The following is a 20,720-nucleotide window of genomic DNA, read 5'->3' as shown; positions in this document are numbered from 1 at the left end:
CGGCGCCCGACGTTAGTGTTTTGGCAGGAAATCGCTCTGCCGTTGCCGTGCCATTCGCGCCACTCGCCGCCAGTGACGGCGATTGCGCGCGTCCAGGCTGTCGTCATGCGCCCGCGCGCTCAGGATGTCAGGAGCATCCTCACCATATTTCGAAAAATAATATCTTACCTCCCTCTCGTCCCTGACGCGACGATAGGACGGATCAAATAATCCGAACATATATGACTCCCGCAAGCCATGGCGACCCGTATTCGTTTACAAGCGTTTACCATATCCCAAATCGGCGATTATTTCAAGTCGGGGCACCGGTGATGCCGCCGGATTGAGCGGCATTTGCGCTGCGCCGAAGCAGGCTAGGCTTCGTCGCCCATCTTCAGCGCGGCGATGAATGCCTCCTGCGGGATGCTGACATTGCCATATTCGCGCATCTTGGCCTTGCCCTTCTTCTGCTTGTCCAGCAGCTTCTTCTTGCGGCTGATGTCGCCGCCATAGCATTTCGCGGTCACATCCTTGCGCATCGCCGAGATCGTCTCGCGGGCGATCACCTTGCCGCCGATCGCCGCCTGGATCGGGATCTTGAACAGATGGCGCGGGATCAGGTCCTTGAGCCGCTCGCACATGTGCCGCCCGCGGAATTCGGCGGCGTCGCGGTGGACGATCATGCTGAGCGCGTCGACCGGATCACCGTTGACCATGATGTTCATCTTGACCAGCTGGCCGGTGCGTAGCCCGATCTGGTGATAGTCGAAGCTGGCATAGCCGCGCGAGATGCTCTTCAGCCGGTCGTAGAAGTCGAACACGACCTCGTTGAGCGGCAGCTCGTACACCACCTGGGCGCGGTCGCTGACATAGGTCAGGTTCTTCTGCACGCCGCGCCGGTCCTGGCAGAGCTTCAATATGCCGCCGAGATATTCGTCCGGGCAATAGATGGTCGCCTCGATCCACGGCTCCTCGATCTCGCGGATCTTGACCACGTCGGGCATGTCCGCCGGGTTGTGCAGGAACATCTCGCTGCCGTCGTTCATCACGATCCGGTAGACCACCGACGGCGCGGTGGTGATCAGGTCGAGATCATATTCGCGGGTCAGCCGTTCCTGGACGATCTCCAGATGCAGCAACCCCAGGAAACCGCAGCGGAATCCCTGCCCCAGGGCCGCGCTGGTCTCCATCTCGAAGGTGAAGCTCGCATCGTTGAGCCTGAGCTTGCCGATGCTCTCGCGCAATTTCTCGAAATCCGCCGCGTCGACCGGGAACAGGCCGCAGAACACCACTGACTGGACTTCCTTGAAGCCGGGCAGCGCCTCGGGGGCCGGGTTCTTCACGGTCGTAATCGTGTCGCCGACGGCGGTCTGGCTGACCTCCTTGATCTGCGCGGTGATAAAGCCGATCTCGCCCGCCGCCAGTTCCGGCAGCTGCTCGATCTTCGGCCGCATGCAGCCGACCCGGTCGACCAAATGCTCGGTCCCCTGGGCCATGAACTTGATTTTCAGTCCCTTGGTGATCACCCCGTCGATCACCCGCACCAGGATGACCACGCCGAGATAGGGATCGTACCAGCTGTCGACCAGCATCGCCTTCAGCGGCTTGTTGCGGTCGCCGCCCGGCGGCGGGATCTTGGTGACGATCTGCTCGAGAATATCTTCGATGCCGATCCCCGACTTGGCGCTGGCCAGCACCGCCTCGGACGCGTCGATGCCGATGATCTCCTCGATCTCCTTGCGCACCCGCTCCGGCTCCGCGGCCGGCAGGTCGATCTTGTTGAGCACCGGGACGATCTCGTGGTCATGCTCGATCGACTGGTAGACATTGGCCAGGGTCTGCGCCTCGACCCCCTGCGCCGCATCGACCACCAGCAACGCGCCCTCGCAGGCGGCCAGCGACCGCGACACTTCATAGGCAAAGTCGACATGGCCCGGCGTGTCCATCAGGCTGAGCTCGTAATCCTCGCCATCTTTCGCCTTGTAGTGCAGCCGCACGGTCTGCGCCTTGATGGTGATGCCGCGCTCTTTCTCGATATCCATATTGTCGAGCACCTGCTCGCTCATCTCGCGCTCGGTCAGCCCGCCAGTCTGCTGGATCAGCCGGTCGGCGAGGGTCGATTTGCCATGGTCGATATGGGCGATGATGGCGAAATTGCGGATATGGCTTTGATCGGTCATCCGCGCCCGTTAGCAGGGGCGTGGCGGGTTGTCAGCAGGAAACGACGGGCCTGGAGAGCGCAAGTTGGCCTCAGGGTCGTCACCCACGCGGCGGATGAACTTTACAAACTTTACAATGTTATGTTCTTAAAAATCTTTTGGGGATATTTCGCGAGGATTTTATCGCCTTTTTTATTTAAAACTAGAAGGTTCCAGAATATTTTTCATGTGATATCTGAATTGAAGAACAGAGCCCGGCCAAAGCTGACTTCGCTAGGCGGAAGGGTGATTCAATTGTCAAAGAGCCATAACGGGATATGGAATGGAGTTAGGCCTGTAGGAAAGGCTGTTGGACGTCACCTATCTTCCCTGTCGCGAAGCGACGGGGAGGTGGCAGCCGGAACGGCTGACGGAGGGGCATTCGCGGCAATCACAGCCCTTCGAGAGCCAGGAAGCTGATCGCCAAGGCCCAACCGCCCCCTCCACCATCCTGCGGCTGGTCCCCCTCCCCACCGCTGTGCGGCAGGGAGGAAAGACTGGCTTGCCGGCTTTGGTGGTCGCCGCTAAATCCGTTCCATGCGCACCCGCCTCGCCATCTGCCGCAAGAAGCAGCGTTTTGCCACCGAAGCCGAGGCCATCGCCGCCGCGCAGGCGGCCTCCATCATCCTGCGTCCCTATCGCTGCGACCGCTGTTTCCGCTATCATCTGACTGGGCGGACCAGGGGCAAGCGGCGTTTGCCGGGGGGCGTTTGAGTGCGTGGCGCCGCCGATTTGGCGGGTTGCGAAGCGGCGCGGGCGCTGTCACAAACGTGAAATAAATGTGCCATGAAAGGGCAACGCTTCCGTCATAGATCGCTCATCAATCAACCATCCACTAGGCGCAACGGACAGGCTCAATCCATGACATCCCACATGCTCAAGTCACTCGGCCTGCTGGCCGGCACCGCGGCCCTCGCTCTCTGGCCGGCGGCGGCGATGGCGGCGGCGATGTCCGAGGAGCAAGCCGCGGCGCTGCTCGGCAAGCTCGAGCAGCTGGAGCGCGAGGTTGCCGACCTGAGGGCGCAGCTAGGCAATGTCCAGCAGGGCCAGCAGGCGTCGACCAGCGCGATCGCGGCGACGGACGCAAAGATCACCGCGACCGAGGAACGGCTCGCGCAGCAGAAGGAGCTAAAGGATCCGGTCAAGGTCGCCTGGAAGGGTGCGCCGGAGCTCAAGGCCGAGGGCGGCTGGAGCTTCAAGCCGCGCGGGCGGATATTGTTCGACGCCGGCACGGTCAGCGCGCCGGACAGCATCGTCGATCCGGGCCTCGGCTTTGCCAATGAAGCCCGCCGGATACGGCTCGGCGTTTCCGGATCGATGCCGGGCGGGTTCGGCTACAAGCTCGAGGCGGACTTCACCGGCGGTACGGTCGAACTGACCGACGCGCTGCTGAGCTACGAGCAGGGCGGGCTGACGATTACCGCCGGCCAGCACAACCCGTTCCAGGGCCTCGAGGAATTGTCGAGCAGCAACGACACCAGCTTCATCGAGCGGGCCGGCTATACCGACGCCTTCGGATTTGAACGCAATATCGGGCTGTCGGCGCAATATGGCGTGTCGGACCTGCTGTTCCAGGCCGGGCTGTTCACCGACAGCATCGACGCGCTCAACGATGACGAGAACAACAGCATCGGCTTTGACCTGCGCGCCGTGGCGATGCCGAAATTCGGCGAGGTGCAGACCCATTTCGGCGCATCCTACCATTATCGCGATCTCGGCGACGCCATCGGTACGCGCCGTTATCGCCAGCGGCCGGCGGTGCATTTCACCGACACCCGCTTTGTCGACACCGGCAATATCACCGGCGCGAAGTCAGAGAGCAGCTACGGGCTCGAGGCGGCGGTCATCGCCGGGCGCTTTCACGCAGCGGGCGAAGGCCACTGGCTGACGCTGAACCGCACCGGCCCGCTCGCCGACCCAAGCTTCTTTGGCGGCGCGATCGAGGTCGGCTTGTTCCTGACCGACGACACGCGCGGTTACAAGGACGGGATATTCCGGGGCGTCAAGGTGTCCAATCCGGTCGGTGACGGCGGACTCGGAGCGTGGCAGGTCAATGTCCGTTACGACTATCTGGATCTGGTCGATGGCGGCTTTGTCGGCGGCAAGCAGAATGCCTATCAGGCATCGCTGATCTGGACGCCGATCGACTATGTCCGCTTCCTGCTGTCCTATTCCCGGCTCGACTACAGCAACGCGGCGATCCTTGCCGCGGGCAGCGGAGACTATGGCGTCGACGCCTTTGCCGGACGATTCCAGATCAGCTTCTGACCGCAGTCAGGATTCGTTGGCGGCCCACTGCGGGCCGGTCAGGTCGTCGCCCTTGGTGCGTTCCGGCATCTGGCGGCCGGTTTCGGCAAAATAGCTGAGCTCAGCGATGTTGGTCGCATGGTCGCCGATCCGCTCCAGATTCTTGGCGATGAAAAGCAGATGCGCGGATTCGCTGATATGCGCCGGGTTTTCCATCATATAGGTGATGATCGAGCGGAAGAAACTGGTGTAGAAATTGTCCAGCGTCTGGTCCCGGGCCCACACCGAAACCGCAAGATCGACATCGCCGTCGGCATAGGCCTTGAAGGAATCGCTGACCAGTTCGGCGGCGATCTTGGCCATTGACGGCAGCAGCGCTACCGGCTCGATCTGGCGGCTGGACTCGGCGACCAGCGGCACGCGCTTGGCGATATTCTTGGCATAATCGCCGATCCGCTCGGCAATGCTGGAAATCTTGAAGGTAGCGATGAGGTGCCGCAGGTCGTCCGCCATCGGCGCGCGCAGGGCAATCGTCTGGATCGACAGCGTGTCGATCCGGCGTTCCAGTTCGTCAATCTCCTGGTCGCCGGCGATCACCGATTGCGCCAGCCCGAGATCATTTTTCTCCAGCGCCTCGATCGCCCGCACGATCGCGCCGGTGCTCTTCTCCCCCATCTCCAGCACCATGGCGCGGAGATCGTGGATTTCGGCGTCGAATGCGGACACCGTGTGATGGGCGGTACTGAGATTCATGCTGCTTCCTCGATATGATTTCCCGCATTGTAACAAAAATGTCATATAAAAAGCAACCGTCTTGCCTTTTCCGCAGACGGCGGGGCGGAGGTACGGCTAGAAACGGCGGTTAAGCGGGAGGATTGCGAGCGGCTTGAGCGGCGATCTCCGTTCGCGAACAAAGAAAAAGGGGCCGTTGTTGCCAACAGCCCCCGTGATCCGGATGTTCGGGGTCGCCCCCTCATCCCGTGGCAGAAAAGCCTATTTCAGTTCGCTCTTGGCGAGCAGCGGCAGGTTCTTCGCCGCGTCCATCATCGCCGCCCGCGTCGCGTCGCGCGAGGCGATCAGGCCGGCCTTGACCAGATAGCCGTCATTGGTGCCGGCCTTGACGAATTCCGTCACATATTCCTGGATGCCGGGGATGACGCCGACATGCTGCTTCTTGACGTAGATGTAGAGCGGCCGCGCACCGGGATATTTGCCGGAAGCGATCGCGTCATAGGCAGGCTCGACCCCGGAAATCGCGATGCCGCGAACGGTGTCGAGATTTTCCTCGAGGAAGCTGTAGCCGAAGATGCCGACCGCATTGGGATTGGATTTCAGCTTCTGGACGATCAGATTGTCATTCTCGCCGGTGTCGAGATAGGGTCCGTCGGTGCGGATCTCGTGGCAGATCGCTTCATATTCGTCCTTGTTGCTGTCCTTCATTGCCTTGATCGCGGGATCGGTCTTGCAGCCGACTTCCATGATCAACTCGGTCAGCGCGTCGCGCGTGCCCGATGTCGAAGGCGGACCGTAGACGCTGATCGGCATGGACGGCAGCGAAGGATCGATGTCGGACCAGGTCTTGCTGGTGTTTTCCTTGCCAAACGGCTTGGCCGCGATGGCCTTGTAAATCTGTTCCGGGGTCAGGGCAAAGCCCGGGCCTTCCTTGGACTGGGCCACGGCGATGCCATCGATGCCGATGTTGATCTCGACGATGTCGGTAACGCCGTTCTTCTGGCAGAGCTCGAATTCCGACGCCTTCATCCGGCGCGAGGCATTTTCAATGTCCGGGGTGTCGGCGCCAACGCCTGAGCAGAACAGGCTCATGCCCGCGCCGGTGCCGGTGGATTCGAGGACAGGAGCCTTGAAGCTGCCGCCAGTGACGAAATATTCGGATACCGCCTTGGCAAACGGGAAGACGGTGGACGATCCGACGATCCGCAACTGGTCGCGGCTGCCGCCACCGCCGCTGCCGCCCGCCTGGTTTTCACAGCCCGCCAGGGTCAGCGTAGCAAGTGCGAGTAATGCAATTTTGGTTTTCATCAGATTTTTCCTTGTCCAGGTTGCTTGCGCGCGGACCATCCCGGTGCGGCCCTTCGATCATGCCCTCTACCGGTGCACAATGACCGCTGGATTACAGATATATTTCACAATTATTGCAGCTGGCGACGGTCGCCTGGCCGGGCTAGCGCGGCCGTCTTTGCATGGCCTCCAGCGGCGGGCTGTCGGAGCGGGCGTGGAAAAGTTCGACCCTTTCGAAACCAAGGCCGTGGTAAAAATTCCGGTTCGCCGGATTGCTGTTTTCGAGATAGGTCATTGTGCCCGTGCGGTCGCACGCGTCCAGCACCGGCTGCAGCAGGCGGCGCCCCAGGCCCCTGCCCCGGCCCGCGCCGGCGACGCCGACGGTGAACAGATAGGCATGCGGCTGCTTCGGATGATGCTTGGCCATGGCATCGCCGGCGGCCTTGCCGCGTTTCAAGGCACCCGGTCCCCCGCTTGCGAAAAGCCCCCAGTAGGTTTGCAGCATGCCGGCCGCGCTGCCGTCGGACTTGTCGCCCGGCATCAGCCACATTGTCGCGGCAAGGCCATGGCCCTCCTCGCGCAATATCTGGCAGAAGCCATTGGGAGCATAAATATGCCGGGCCATGTTCGCGAAGGTGCGCTGCATCGGCGCAACGCTGCCGAACAGCCAGAGATTGAACGGATCATCGCGAAAGGCATCGGCGGTGATCCGGGCGAGTTCCGTGACGCTCTCCTTCCCGACCGTACCGATCCCCTCGGCCGGGACAATGTCCGACGCGCTCAGCATCGGAGCAGAGGCCCGGCATCGCTAATAGATGCCGCCCTCGGCCTGAAGGAATTCGTCGTCGTTCGACGCCGGCCCGCTGTTCCGCCGGGCTTCCAGGGCCCGCGCCTGGGCCGCTGCCCGTTCGGCGAGCAGCTGCGCCTTGCGCGCTTCCAGCCGCGCCAGGAGATCATCCTTGCGCATCGCCCGACGCGGTTCGGTTTCGGGCTTGAAGACATCCCATATGACCGCCGCCTTCGGATCGTCGGTGGGCCAGCCGCCATAGACCCGCTTGCCGGTCCTGCGATCCACCCGCACCATCCGCACGCCCTTCGGCGCCACGAACGGGGTCTTGGGCATGCCGGCCATGGCCTTTTCGGCAAAGCGCCGGAAAATCGGCGCTGCCAGCGTGCCGCCCTGGGCATAGCCGCCCATGTTGCGCGGCTGGTCAAAGCCGAGATAGACGCCGGCCACCATGTCGGGGGAGCCGCCGACGAACCAGACGTTGGTCGGACCGCTGGCGGTGCCGGTCTTGCCGAACAGCGGCCGTTCGAGGCTTCTGAGATTTTGCGCGGTGCCACGGGTGATGACGCCCTGCAGGATGTCGACCATCTGATAGGCTGTCATCGGGTCCATCAGCTGCTTGCCGGCGGGACGCGGGCGCGGCATCGGCTGGCCATCCCAGTCGCGCATGTTGCAGCCTTCGCAATTGCGCTTGTCGGAGCGGAAAATCACCTTGCCCTGGCGATCCTGGACAAAGTCGATCACCGTTGGCGTCAGCTCCCGGCCGTGATTGGCCAGCATCGAATAGGCGTTGGTAAGCTTCATGACCGTTGTGTCGCCAGCACCGAGGGCAAAGGCGAGATAGGGCTTGTAGTCGCCGATCCCCATCGTCTTGATGGTCTTGACGACATTTTCCATGCCGGAGTCATTGGCCGCGCGCACCGTCATCAGGTTGCGGGACTGCTCGACACCCCAGCGCAGCGTCTGTTCGCCAGCACCGCGGGAATTGCCGAAATTGCGGAAACATTTTCGTCCGAGCGAGGCCGACTGATACACGCAGAAGGGCGCGTCGGCGATCAGGGTCGCCGGCGTCATGCCATGCTCGAGCGCGGTGGCATAGACGAACGGCTTGATCGTCGATCCCGGCTGGCGCTCGGCCTGGGTGGCACGGTTGAACGAGCTCATCCGGTCGTCAAACCCGCCCTGCATCGCCCATATCCGGCCGTTGCGCGGGTTTTGCACCACCATTCCGCCCGACACCTCTGGCACGTTCTCGAGCCGGTAGCTGCTGCCGCCAAGCGGGCTGACGGCGATGATGTCGCCAGCCTTCAGGGCGTCGGGAACGGAATTGATGCGGCCGGTGGTACCATCGGGAAAGCCGATTTCCGCGCCGCCGCCGGTCGGCCGGATCGCCACCGCGATCTGCCAGTTTTCATAATCCGTGTTGATGAACGTCGACGCCAGGCGCTGGGCCCACTGGTCGTCGATCTCGATCTTGTTGATCGGGCCGCTCCAGCCCTTGCCGCTGCTGTAGCGGAGCAAGCCGCTGCGCAGCGCGTCCTTGGTATATTCCTGCAGTTCCGGATTGAGCGAGGTCCGAACCCACAGGCCGCCGGAATAGACGCTGTACGGCCCGGCCTTTTCATTCTCGCCAAATTGCTCGATCAGTTGGCGGCGCACTTCCTCGATAAAATAGCCGCCGACGCGTTCGAACCGGGGGCCCGCACGGGAAATGGCACCGAGCGGCTGCGCCGCCGCGGCCTGATATTGCGCCGGCGTGATCCAGCCATTGTCGCGCATCTCGCCGAGCACCCAGTTGCGCCGGTTGACCGCGCGCTGCTCGTGCACCTCGGGCCGGTAGTTGGACGGTCCCTTCGGCAGGATCGCGAGATAGGCGATTTCGTGCAGCGCCAGCGCATCGACATCCTTGCCGAAATAGGCCTGGGCGGCGGCCTGCACGCCATAGGCATTGCGGCCGAGAAAAATCTGGTTGAGGTAGAGTTCGAGGATCTCTTCCTTGGTCAGCACGTCTTCTATCCGGTAGGCGAGAATGGCTTCGCGGACCTTGCGGCGATAGGACACCTCGCTGCTCAGCAGCAGGTTCTTGGCCACCTGCTGGGTGATGGTGGAGGCGCCGACCGGCCGCCCGCTGCTCGACAGATTGGTGACGATTGCGGTCGCGATGCCGGGATAGTCGAGCCCGCCATGTTCGAAGAACGTACGGTCTTCGGCCGCCAGATAGGCGCGAACCAGCAGCGCCGGATATTCCGAGAACTGCAGCTGGACGCGCCGTTCCCGGGCGTAGCTGTGGACCGGCTCGCCATCATAGGCGCGGACCATCGTCGGCAGCGGCGGTTTATAGGTGCGCAGGGCCGTCGCGTCGGGCAAATCCCGGGCAAAGACCAGCCATATCAGCAGCCAGCCGAGGACGCACAGGCCCAGGAACGCCACCAGCAGGCGAAACCATTTTTTCTGCCAGAGATTCTCGACCCGCTCGAAAAAGCCGCCCGTGCTTCGTTCCAGCTTGTAGGCGAGGCTTTCTCCAGCCGTATCAGACGCATCATTTCCCATAGGGTCGGCTATCTAAACCGGCTTGCATCCATTTTCCAGCGATTATCGATGAAAAAAGCGCGGCCGGTCGCAACGGGCCGGGCAGGCAATCTGCGGGATCCTGTGGCCTTAGCGCATGGCCAGTTTGCGGGCGAAGTGGGATTCGATCGCGCTTGCGACGCCGGTCGCGACCCGGCTCCTACCATCGCCCGAATTGAGGAAGGCCACGTCATCCTTGTTGGTCAGATAGCCGGCCTCGAACAGCACGGACGGGGTGTCGGGCGCCTTGAGCACGACGAACGAGGCAAAGCGGTGCGGAATCTTGCGGAAGGCCATCTGGCGGCTGCCTTCGCGATGCAGCAGCTTGGCAAAATCGGCTGAGACATTCATCGTCTCGCGCTGCGTCAGGTCGATCAGGATCGACGAGACGTCGCGCGTTGCTCCTCCCAAATTGATGCCATTGATGATATTGGCCTTGTTCTCCCGCGCCGCCAGTTTCGCGGCCTCCCGGTCGGAGGCAACTTCGGACAGCGTGTAGACGGTCGCGCCGGACGCGTCTTCATTGCCCGCGGCGTCGGCATGGAGCGAGATGAACAGGTCGGCATTGAGCCGCCGGGCAATGCCATAACGCTCCTCCAGCACCAGGAACTCGTCGCTGTCCCGGGTCAGTGCCACCCGGACCCTGCCGCCGGCCACCAGCCGATCCCGGATTGCCCTGGCAAGCGCCAAAACGACATTCTTCTCATATTTGCCGCCATGCGGGGAAACCGTTCCGGGGTCGTGCCCGCCATGGCCTGCATCGATGACCACAAGCGGCCGGCTCGTATCGCTGGGACCATATATTTTCGGCAAGTTGACGGAGTCGCGCGGCTTGCCGAGCGGCATCTTCACGCTGTAGCTTTTGCGCGGCGGTTCGGCGCGGAAATTCATCGGCGGCAGAAACGATTGCCGGCCGTTGGCAATCTGCCCCTGGCCGACCGGCTGCAGATTGAGCTGCAGGCTTTTTCCGTCGGCAGAAAACCGGCCTTCGGTGATCACTGCCGGGCGATCGAGATCAAACACGATCCGGGCGGTGTTGGGATCATATTGGCCCTGCCGCACGGCCTTGACAATGCCCGCCGCATAGCCGCCCTGGCCGGCCTTGCCACCCTGCACATCAATGGCAATGCGGTCGGGTCCGAGCAGCGAAAAGGCCGAAGCGCCTTCGACCAGATCGTCAAATGAAATGGTGATTTTCGAACCGCTGGCCTCGATCCGGCTAACGGAGCCCGCCTGTGCCGGATGGATCGCAAGCAGCGTGGACGCCAATAAAGTTCCCAGTGCCATCCCCTGCTTATGCATGCGGTGGCCCGTTTTGGTCCAGTCAAATTTCATAAAAGACGGCGTCCCCAATAATTCAAGCCCACAAACGAAGTGAAGACGCAATTAAGGATGCTTTCGTAAGGCCCCGTAAAATGTCGCGGTTAACGGGCTGTTAGCCATGAATCGGGTTTGCGACCCGAAGCGAGTCCGCGTTGCAATATCTGACAGTTTGTGTTGCCGATCGACGCAAGCGGTGCTAGCAGCCTGTCTGAACCTTTCGGGCAATATTCCGAAGTGGTTCGACTAAATGCCGAAAATCATTCGGCATCTACCAGGTTGACGCAACATGAGGCATGAAATCTCCGGCTATGAAGCTCTCCCTATCGGAGGCGCTTCCTTGTGCGGAAAGACTCTGGCTAACGGCCAGAGCCATGCGGTTGTTGCAGACACATTTTTATCAGAAACATTGGAAATCAACCGGATGACGTCGCCCGCCCCCTATCAAGGGAACGCGCGCAGAGAAACGTCATCCCCATTATATCGCATGGACCCGCCGGGCTCTGATCCGGCGCTCCCTGCCAGGAGACTATTGAATGACTACGCGCATGCTAATCGACGCGCGCCACCAGGAAGAAACCCGGGTGGCTGTCGTAAAAGGGAACAAGATTGAGGAATTCGATTTTGAATCTTCGGAGCATAAACAGCTCAAAGGCAATATCTATCTAGCAAAGGTTACCCGGGTCGAACCATCGCTGCAGGCGGCTTTCGTCGACTATGGCGGAAACCGCCACGGCTTCCTCGCCTTTTCCGAAATCCATCCGGACTATTACCAGATCCCGAGAGAGGATCGCGAACGGCTGCTGGCCGAAGAGGCCGAACATGCGGCTGAAGAAGCCGCCCTCCGTGCGCAGGAAGAAGAAGAGGATGATTCGCCCGCCGACATGGTGCGCAGCGATGCGACCGAGGAGCTCGACACGGCGCTGGTCGAAGTCGACAAGGATGACAGCGTTGACACGATCGACGTCAGCGAAGGCGAAATGCCGGAGGAAGACAGCGGCGACGATGACGAGGATGACGATGATTCCGACGAGGAATCGTCCGACGACAACGGAGACGGCAGGAACAAGAGCGATGGCCGTCGCGGTCGCGGTGGCCGGAACAAGGGCCGCGGTGGCAAGGGTCCGATGCCCAAGGCCAGCGACCAGGCGCGCCAGAAGCGCATGGCCCTGCGCAAGCGCTACAAGATCCAGGACGTCATCCAGCGGCGCCAGGTCGTTCTCGTCCAGGTGGTCAAGGAAGAACGTGGCAACAAGGGCGCCGCACTGACCACCTATCTCAGCCTGGCCGGCCGCTATTGCGTGCTGATGCCGAATACCTCGCACGGTGGTGGAATCAGCCGCAAGATCAACAATGCCGGCGACCGCAAGCGGCTGAAGTCGATCATCGGCGACTTGAACCTGCCAACCAGCATGGGCTGCATCGTCCGCACCGCCGGACTGTCCCGCACCAAGCCGGAAATCAAGCGCGACTTTGACTATCTCGCCCGGCTGTGGGATGAAATCCGCGAGAAGACACTGAGCGCGACCGCCCCCAGCCTGATCCACAGCGACAGCGATCTGGTGAAGCGCGCGATCCGTGACATCTATAATCGGGAAATCGAGGAGGTACTGGTCGAGGGTGCCAACGGTTATACCGCCGCCAAGAATTTCATGAAGCTGCTGATGCCGAGCCACAGCAAGCGGGTGAAGAGCTATGCCGATCCGGTATCGCTGTTCCAGCGCTATGGTGTCGAGGACCAGCTTTCGGCCATGTACTCGCCGGAAGTCCAGCTGAAATCCGGCGGTTATCTGGTGATCAACCCGACCGAGGCCTTGGTGTCGATCGACATCAACTCGGGCCGGTCGACCCGCGAACACGGAATCGAGGCGACCGCGGTCAAGACCAATATGGAAGCTGCTGCGGAAATCGCGCGCCAGCTGCGGCTGCGCGACATGGCCGGGCTGGTCGTGATCGACTTCATCGACATGGATCGCTCGGGCAATGTTCGCAAGGTCGAACGGGCCATGCGCGATGCGTTGAAAAACGACCGCGCCCGCATCCAGGTCGGACGGATTTCCAGCTTTGGTCTGATGGAAATGAGCCGCCAGCGCCTGCGCACCGGCGTGCTCGAAGCCTCGACCAAGGTCTGCCCGCACTGCGAAGGCACCGGACTGGTCCGCACGGCATCCTCTGCCGCGCTGTCCGTACTCCGCCTGCTCGAGGAAGAGGCAGCCAAGGGCAAGGCCAGCGTGATCAGCCTGCGCACCAGCCAGGAAGCCTGCATCTACGTGCTGAACAGCAAGCGCCACGAGATTGACGATATCGAGAAGCGCTACGGCGTCTCGATCGAAATCAGCCCGGACGGTGAAACCGAGGGCGCAAGGATGGAAATCCAGACCTCCGGCAGCCCGCCAAAGAATATGCCCAAGTTCGAGCCCATCATCGACGAGGATGATGACGAGGATGAGATCGAGCAGGTCGAGGATACGGAAGTCGAAGACCGGGACGAACGCACAAGCGAAGGCCGCGACGACGGTGGCGAACGGCCCAAGCGCAAGCGGCGTCGGCGCGGCCGGCGCAACCGCGGTGGTGACCGTGCCGAATCCGGCAATCGCGAAGATGGCGTCTCGGACAATGGCGATCAATCCGCCGCACAATCGAGCGATGACGAGGCCGGCGACAAACCGGAAACGGCAAAGGCCAGCCCGCGCCGCAGGAACCCGCGCAAATCCGATGCAGCAGACGCCGAAACGGGCGAAGCCACCGAGGAAAAGGCCGAGGCCAAGCCCCGCAGCCGTCGTCGCGCTGCAAAGAGCGAGCCGGCAAGCGAGCAGCCTGCGGCAGAGCCGGCAAGCGAAACGGACGCAGGCGAGGAAAAGCCGAAGCGCCGCCGCGCGCCGCGCAAGGCCAAGCCGACCGCCGACAAGCCCGCTGCTGAAACCGCCGAGGCTTCTGCCGACGCGGCTGCTGAGAAAAAACCGGCAGCAAAGCGGGCACCGAGAGCGCGGGCCAAGAAAGCCGACAGCGTGGACACGGCCGACAAGGCAGCCCCCGAAGCGGCGAAGCCCGTCAAGGAAAAGGCACCGGCTAAACCGCGCAAGCCAAGAGCAGCGGCCAAACCCAAGGACGAAGCGGTTGCCAAGAGCGCGGACAGCGACGCCTCGGAATCGAGCGACGGTTCGCCGCGCCAGGGCTGGTGGCAACGCACGTTCGGATAGACAAAGAAATGCCGTCTTTGCCCGGTTGCGGGTGGAGACGGCTATTTCATCCTTGGTTCAGACACGGGATGGCAGGGGGCAAATTCGAAGCCGGACGTTCATGCTGAGGAATTTCATGCGCAATATTCTTGCTGCCCCGCTTTCCATCACAAGCTCCGCCGTTGCCGGTCGCATGTTCCGGCTGATGGTCGCATTTTTGGCCATGGTTGCAATCGCGGTGCAGCCGGTCGCCGCCCAGTCGATCTTGCGCGACGCGGAAACCGAAGCCTTGTTCACCGACATGGTTTCCCCATTGGTTGCAGTATCCGAGCTCGATGCCGACGAGGTCGAGGTGGTGCTGATCAACGATCGCCAGGTCAACGCCTTTGTCGCCGGCGGACAGCGCATCTATTTTTACTCCGGACTGATCGAGACCGCCGACACCGCCAATGAAGTGCAGGGCGTCATGGCGCACGAGCTCGGTCATATCACCGGCGGTCATATCATCCGTTTTGACGAAGGTATGCAGACCGCAACCGGCATCACCATTCTCAGCCTGATCCTGGGCGCTGCCGCCATCGCAGCGGGCGCCGGCGATGCCGGCATGGGGATCCTGGCCGCTGGACAGCAGGCCGCGATGGGCAAGTTCCTGGCCTTCAGCAGGGTGCAGGAACGGTCGGCGGACTCCGCCGGCGCCCGGTATCTGAGCGAAGCCGGCATCACCGGCAGAGGGTCCATCGATTTTTTCAAGAAGCTGCAGAATTACGAATTCCGTCTCGGCATACCCCAGGAAGACAGCTACGGGCGTACCCATCCGCTCTCCGGCGAGCGGGTTAGCCTGCTTCGCGATGTCTATCAGAAGGACCCTGCCTGGGACAAGCCATCGGACCCCGAGATCGAAGCCCGGTTCCAGCGGGTGAAGGCCAAGCTGCTTGGCTTTACCGCCGAGCCGACGGTCACCCTGCGCGAGTATCCCGAGAGCGACCAGTCGGTCCCCGCGCGCTACGCACGGGCCTATGCGTGGCACAAGAGCGCCTATCCCGACCGCGCCCTGCATGAGGTCAACAACCTGCTCGCCGCCGCGCCGGACGATCCCTATTTTCTGGAACTGCAGGGCCAGATTCTGCTCGAATCCGGCAAGCCTGACGCCGCACTGCAATCGCTGCGCAAGGCCGTACGGCTCACCAACAACCATCCGCTGATCGCGAGCCTGTTCGGCCACGCCCTGATCGCCACCGAGGATCCGCAATATCTGGACGAGGCCACCAAGGTCCTGAAGGCCGCCGTCAACAAGGACAACCGCAATCCCTTCGCCTGGTATCAGCTGGGCGTGGTCTACTCGCAGCAGGGCGACATCGCGCGGGCGCAGCTGGCGACCGCCGAAAGCTCCCTGCTCCAGGGCAATTATGCCGCTGCCATCCGCAGCTCGCAGATCGCGCTCGGCGGCATCACCGAAAACACGCCGGACTGGATCCGGGCCCAGGACATTTCGTTCATCGCCAAGGCGGAATTTGAGAAGAACAACCGCCGCCGCTAGGCGCAGCCTGCTGGTCATGCCATTTGCACTGGACAAGCCGGGCGGCCATGGCCAATGCCGTCCTTCAACGAAAGAACCCGATTGTGGATGACAATTCGAACAGAAAGTGGATGATTATGGCGGGTGGCGGACTGGCCATTGTGGCGGCATTGAGCGTGTGGTTCTGGCAGAGCAGCAGCTCCTCGACCGAAGCGGCCAGCGAGGCTGCGCTCGCCGCCGGGATCAGCGCGCAGGAACAACGGGCGATCGAGGGTATCGTGCGCGACTATATCCTGAAAAATCCCGAAATCATCCCCGAAGCAGTTGAAATATTGCAGAATCGCGAAAAGGCGTCTGCCATCGATGCGGTGCGCGCGCAGATCGAAAAGCCCTTTGCCGGCAACGCCTTTGCCGGCAATCCGGACGGTGATGTCACCGTCGTCGAATATTCCGATTTCAACTGCCCCTATTGCAAGCAGACCGAACGGGATATCGCCAAGCTGATTGCCGAAGACAAGAATGTGAAGGTCGTGTTCCGCGAACTGCCGATCCTCAGCGAGGCAAGCAACGACGCCGCGCTGATGGCCTTGGCTGCGGCCAAGCAGGGCAAATATTATGCCTTCCACAAGACCATGTTCGCGACCGGTCGCCCGACCCCGTCAACGATCGAGGCTGCCGCGAAGGAAGTCGGGCTGGACATGAAGGCGGCCCGCGCGTTCATTGCTTCGCCGGAAGCGAAAGCAGAAATCCAGAACAATATCGCCATCGCCCAGCAGATGCGCTTCACCGGCACGCCCGCGTGGGTAGTCGGCGACCAGTCCGAAGTGGGTGCGATTGGCTATGACGGCATCAAGGCGATGGTGGCCAAGGCCCGCGCGGCAAACTAGTTCGTCTCCGCCCTGCCCTTGAACCCCTGGGCAATCACATACCATTCCGATGAGCCCTTGCGGCTCGCCGGAGGCTTGGCATGCTTGACCACGTCGAAATGCTGCTTGAGCAGCGTCAGCAGGTCATTGTCGGTGCCGCCGGCCAGGACCTTGGCGACAAAGGCACCGCCTTTCTGGAGATTCTCCACGGCAAAATAGGCACCGGCCTCGACCAGCCCCATCGTCCGCAAATGGTCGGTCTGCTGGTGGCCCACCGTGTTCGCGGCCATGTCCGACAGCACCAAGTCGGGCTTGCCGCCCAGCGCATCGATCAGCAGGTCCGGGGCGGCATCGTCCATGAAATCCATCTGGAATATCGTGACTCCGTCGATCGGATCGACCTCCAGCAGATCGATGCCGACGATCGCCGCCTTCGGCGCATATTTGCGGACGATCTGCGACCAACCGCCCGGCGCGATGCCGAGGTCGACCACGGCCTTCGCCTTGCGCACCAGCTTGAAGCGCTCGTCCAGTTCCAGCAGCTTGTAGGCGGCCCGCGACCGGTAGCCCTCGGCCCTTGCCTGCTTGACATAGGGGTCGTTCAGCTGCCGCTCGAGCCAGCGCGTGGAACCGATCTTTCGGCCCTTGGCGGTCTTGACCCGTTGCTTGCTTCCCGCCCTGCCCCGGCTCATCGGACCGCGCGCCGCTCGTTCGCCGACATCAGCGAGCGCAGGATGCCCTCGCGAATGCCGCGATCCGCCACGCCGACGCGGCTGGCCGGCCAGATATCGAGAATCGATTCAAGGATCGCGCAGCCGCCGACCACCAGATCGGCCCGCTCCCGGCCGATACAGGGGATGTCGGCCCGCTCTTCCGGCGAGGCCTGCGCCAGCATCGCGCTGATATCGCGCATCGATTCGGTGGGAACGATCAGCCCGTCGATGACCTTGCGATCATAATGGGGCAGCTTCAAATGCAGGCTGGCCAGCGTCGTCACCGTCCCGCTCGTGCCCAGCAACCGGTAATCGCATTGTTCCAGCCGCGGCAGGCGTTCGGCAAAGCTCGCGAAACTGTCCGCGACCCGCGCCCGCATCGCGGCAAAGGCACGCCGCCGGGCAACCGGGTCTTCGCCATCAAATTTTTCGCTTTCGGTGAGCGAGACCACGCCCCACGGCGCGCTCTGCCAGTCGATGATCTCCGGCGCGGAGCCGCTGGTGTCAACCAGAACCAGTTCGGTCGATCCGCCGCCAATGTCGAAAATAAGCGCCGGCCCCTCGCCGGGTTCGAGCAGGATATGGCAGCCGAGCACGGCTAGCCGCGCTTCCTCTTCGGCCGTGATTACATCAAGTGCGATACCCGTTTCACGGCGAACCCGATCGATGAACTTGTCGCCGTTGCTGGCCCGCCGGCAGGCCTCGGTGGCCACCGACCGCGCGAGCGTCACGTTGCGGCGGCGCAGCTTGTCGGCGCAGATCGCCAGCGCGGCGACCGCCCGGTCCATCGCCCGGCTGCTGATCTGACCGGTTTCGACCAGACCTTCGCCCAGCCGCACGACGCGGGAAAAGGCGTCGGTGACAATGAAACCGTCGGACGACGGCTTTGCCACCAGCAACCGGCAGTTGTTGGTGCCCAGATCTATCGCCGCGTAGGAGCGCAACTTGGGCCAGCGCGCGTTGCCTGGAGGAACCGGAGACGCAATGCGACCCTGTCCTGTATGTGTCGCCGCAGGTTTGGGGCGGGATTTCCTTGCGGATATTCCGCCTTTTATAGCTTGCGGCGATGGGGATGCCTGATCCGCCATGACCGTACTCTTATGTTCTCCGGATCGGATAATACCGCCGGTACTTGATAGGCAAGATAACGCTGCCGTGCGGCTGACGCAAGGGCCGGTAGCCGTATGTAACAGAAAATATCCCGAGACTCCCGTAATTCGGCCTCACGAAGGAGCTGCAACGTCCGATAGCCGTTGATCGCGGAAGCTGTCTGGCGGCCCAGCAAGCGACAATGCGTACCATGGCCGTCCCTGCCTCAATATTTTGCAGCCCGAATGCCACCAAAGGGGTTGACCCACGACCGCTCCCTGCCTATTCCCGCGCACCGGCACTCCCCTGTCGTATAATGGTAATACCACGGACTCTGACTCCGTTAATTGAGGTTCGAATCCTCACGGGGGATCCAATAACTCTTCCATAAAGTATTGATATTCAAGGCTATTGCGCTTGATTTTGATGAAGCGCTCCCACTTTCATTCCCACACTCGGATCAGGTTGAAAAACGGCCAACAGCGAACAATGGCGAACAAAGTAGGGTATAAGAAAGCGCTTATTTACCTTTTTTTGGTATGTGACCAGAGAACGAAAAAAGGATTCAAATGAGCGCCCACACACCACTGTTGCCTTCCAAAGCAATCAAACTTGTCGAAGAAGCAGGCTTGGCCGAAGCTCAATCGATTCTGGCAGACTACGCCGCAGCTGGGCTGGTTAAGACATATGCGTTGATGCGGACTACTATATCAGCCGGTCAGGCTCCGCGATCCGTTAGGGACGCCGCGATCCCAGCAGAAGTATGGCAACGGATCATCGCGGATGGCAAAACCGCTGAAGCATTGAACGGCGGCACCGCGCGCTTAGCTGGCTCTGACCTTATTGGCGGTGAACCGGACGTCCAGATTACCGGGATCAGGTTTTCGGACGTATCTCTCGGCAACGTGTTGGGACGCTACTGTTCTGAGCCAAAGCCGATTACATCCTGCAAGGCTAAAAAAGCGACTATTCCGACGCAACCACCTGAATCGAACGCCGAGCTGTCAGCCGAATCTCATATGAGTCCACCTGAGAAGGTCCAGCCTCCGATACGGGGCAGTGACTTGACCGCGACAATCGCTCAGGTCATGCAATCGACGGGGATTGGACGAACAAAGATCAACGATCTGATGAACAACGGGACGCTAGTCCGTAAGAAGATCGGCAGCCGCACGGTCATCACAGTGGAGAGCATCAAGCGCTACTTTCTTTAAATCCTTCCGCCTGATAATTTTCGGACGTAACGGACTCCCAGTCGTTTCGTTTTAGAGAAGAAGCATTTTACGATGTAGCCTATCGGTCGGACAAAAATAGATACAGAAAAGTTCGCTTAAAGGTGAGATCGCTGATCAGCATTTTTCCCAGCCACAGGCGAAAACATGTCCTTTCAACAATCCCAACCTATCACGCAACTCTGAGCGGTAGTAAATTGGGATTGCCGAAAAGCGCAACTCCATTCAGTTTTAAGCCGCCTTTGCTGTAACCCTAAAGACTTTCTCTAGAAAACTCGCCTGCCCTTGGCTTCCTAGTCCTGGCATCCAGGGAACCCATATTCTAGCCACACTTGGCTTTTTTCGTCGCCATCGTCCGATACTATGGTCAGCATAATATTTTGCACGTTATCGGTCAGGTCGTGCGTCCCAAGGTCCCAATCGCATGTATGGCTGCGAGCGCCATTGTCTATTGCTGAACAAAAGCCTAGCTCTTCTGGCCAATCTTCGTCTGAAATCTCTTCATCTTCGAACGGTTGACCATAGAGTTGTGTCAACTCATGTTTTACCTCAGCATAAATACGCCGGGCTTCAGATGCGGAGGGATCCTTATTAAAGGTTTCAGACCTACCCATAATACTGACTAGGCCATTTTTTGGCTTCCAAATGCCTGAGTATTCTTTGAACGCCGGATGTGGCTCAGGAACGGAATGCAAGGTGACTTCATAAGTTGCCATCCCACTGGGAACAGTTGAACTAGCTTCAATGCCGAACGGATTTGCCATAGTTTCAATCTCCAATACTTTCATAACTTTATTGCCCAAAGATCCGTTCAAGGGTGGGTCCCACGTTTGTTATGACCGCAACCTTTTCCTATTAACGCATGCTTTCTCGCATCTTAGACGGTTACGCTGCCATCTAGTTAAGGACCAAATCGGTTGTGTCAGAAGCCCCGGCCGATGCTATTGTCCTGACTCCAACGCTTCCTCTGATCACGATGCCGTTCTACCTGTCTTTCGATCCGCAAG

Annotated in this window: 16 protein-coding genes and 1 tRNA gene; 7 read left to right on the top strand and 10 right to left on the bottom strand. The window is 61.0% G+C overall.

Translation table 11 applies throughout. The features are described 5' to 3' along the window. Positions 1-12: 12 nt before the first annotated feature. Positions 13-219 carry a hypothetical protein gene (locus V7650_RS08750; RefSeq protein ID WP_335655849.1) on the bottom strand — a complete coding sequence of 69 codons (207 nt, stop codon included), beginning with the start codon at positions 217-219 and terminating at the stop codon, positions 13-15. A 134-nt stretch (positions 220-353) separates the two neighbouring features. Beyond that, positions 354-2,159 (bottom strand): translation elongation factor 4, encoded by a 1,806-nt coding sequence (lepA, locus tag V7650_RS08745; protein WP_335655848.1) that lies wholly within the window; start codon positions 2,157-2,159, stop codon positions 354-356. 555 nt (positions 2,160-2,714) lie between these two features. On the opposite strand from lepA, the gene V7650_RS08740 reads away from it, so the two are divergent. Together V7650_RS08740 and V7650_RS08735 are read left to right on the top strand one after the other, a co-directional pair. Beyond that, positions 2,715-2,891 (top strand): hypothetical protein, encoded by a 177-nt coding sequence (locus V7650_RS08740; protein WP_335655847.1) that lies wholly within the window; start codon positions 2,715-2,717, stop codon positions 2,889-2,891. A gap of 147 nt (positions 2,892-3,038) precedes the next feature. Then, positions 3,039-4,445 (top strand): OprO/OprP family phosphate-selective porin, encoded by a 1,407-nt coding sequence (locus V7650_RS08735; RefSeq protein ID WP_335655846.1) that lies wholly within the window; start codon positions 3,039-3,041, stop codon positions 4,443-4,445. Between the two features lie 6 nt (positions 4,446-4,451). Here the strand turns inward: V7650_RS08735 and phoU are convergent, their stop codons facing one another. From phoU to V7650_RS08710, 5 genes are all read right to left on the bottom strand, one after another. After that, positions 4,452-5,177, bottom strand: coding sequence for a phosphate signaling complex protein PhoU (phoU, locus tag V7650_RS08730; protein ID WP_335655845.1), 726 nt, complete (start codon positions 5,175-5,177; stop codon positions 4,452-4,454). Between the two features lie 240 nt (positions 5,178-5,417). After that, complete coding sequence (locus V7650_RS08725) at positions 5,418-6,464, bottom strand: substrate-binding domain-containing protein (protein ID WP_335655844.1); 1,047 nt, start codon at positions 6,462-6,464, stop codon at positions 5,418-5,420. Between the two features lie 142 nt (positions 6,465-6,606). Then, entirely contained in the window at positions 6,607-7,230 is a 624-nt protein-coding gene (locus V7650_RS08720; protein WP_335655843.1) for a GNAT family N-acetyltransferase, read from the bottom strand. Positions 7,231-7,251: 21 nt separating this feature from the next. Continuing rightward, positions 7,252-9,780 carry a penicillin-binding protein 1A gene (locus V7650_RS08715; protein WP_335655842.1) on the bottom strand — a complete coding sequence of 843 codons (2,529 nt, stop codon included), beginning with the start codon at positions 9,778-9,780 and terminating at the stop codon, positions 7,252-7,254. 108 nt (positions 9,781-9,888) lie between these two features. Continuing rightward, a complete protein-coding gene (locus V7650_RS08710; RefSeq protein ID WP_442955275.1) occupies positions 9,889-11,133 on the bottom strand; it encodes an N-acetylmuramoyl-L-alanine amidase in 1,245 nt (414 codons plus the stop codon). Positions 11,134-11,654: 521 nt separating this feature from the next. On the opposite strand from V7650_RS08710, the gene V7650_RS08705 reads away from it, so the two are divergent. The 3 genes from V7650_RS08705 (at position 11,655) to V7650_RS08695 (ending at position 16,700) form a co-directional block, all read left to right on the top strand. Next, positions 11,655-14,318, top strand: coding sequence for an Rne/Rng family ribonuclease (locus tag V7650_RS08705; RefSeq protein WP_335655840.1), 2,664 nt, complete (start codon positions 11,655-11,657; stop codon positions 14,316-14,318). A gap of 115 nt (positions 14,319-14,433) precedes the next feature. Next, the gene (locus tag V7650_RS08700; protein WP_442955274.1) at positions 14,434-15,834 is read left to right on the top strand and encodes a M48 family metalloprotease; all 1,401 of its coding nucleotides are present in this window, start codon (positions 14,434-14,436) and stop codon (positions 15,832-15,834) included. Between the two features lie 83 nt (positions 15,835-15,917). Then, complete coding sequence (locus tag V7650_RS08695) at positions 15,918-16,700, top strand: DsbA family protein (RefSeq protein WP_335655839.1); 783 nt, start codon at positions 15,918-15,920, stop codon at positions 16,698-16,700. Here the strand turns inward: V7650_RS08695 and V7650_RS08690 are convergent. Then, entirely contained in the window at positions 16,697-17,371 is a 675-nt protein-coding gene (locus V7650_RS08690) for an RlmE family RNA methyltransferase (protein ID WP_335655838.1), read from the bottom strand. The two genes, V7650_RS08695 and V7650_RS08690, sit on opposite strands and share 4 nt — an antisense overlap. Beyond that, on the bottom strand, positions 17,368-18,480 hold the full coding sequence (locus V7650_RS08685; RefSeq protein WP_335655837.1) for a Ppx/GppA phosphatase family protein: 1,113 nt from the start codon (positions 18,478-18,480) through the stop codon (positions 17,368-17,370). The genes V7650_RS08690 and V7650_RS08685 overlap by 4 nt, the downstream gene beginning before the upstream one ends. Positions 18,481-18,783: 303 nt before the next feature. On the opposite strand from V7650_RS08685, the gene V7650_RS08680 reads away from it, so the two are divergent. Both V7650_RS08680 and V7650_RS08675 read left to right on the top strand, forming a co-directional pair. Continuing rightward, positions 18,784-18,857, top strand: a tRNA-Gln gene (locus tag V7650_RS08680). A 193-nt stretch (positions 18,858-19,050) separates the two neighbouring features. Then, positions 19,051-19,695 (top strand): hypothetical protein, encoded by a 645-nt coding sequence (locus V7650_RS08675; RefSeq protein WP_335655836.1) that lies wholly within the window; start codon positions 19,051-19,053, stop codon positions 19,693-19,695. A 311-nt stretch (positions 19,696-20,006) separates the two neighbouring features. On the opposite strand, the gene V7650_RS08670 is transcribed toward V7650_RS08675, so the two are convergent. After that, entirely contained in the window at positions 20,007-20,528 is a 522-nt protein-coding gene (locus tag V7650_RS08670; protein WP_335655835.1) for a hypothetical protein, read from the bottom strand. Positions 20,529-20,720 lie beyond the last annotated feature (192 nt).

Origin of the sequence: Parasphingorhabdus sp., from assembly GCF_036964565.1 — a bacterium.
GTDB lineage: Bacteria > Pseudomonadota > Alphaproteobacteria > Sphingomonadales > Sphingomonadaceae > Parasphingorhabdus.
Note: the sequence above shows the minus strand (reverse complement) of the source record. Positions and strands in the feature narration are given on the sequence as shown.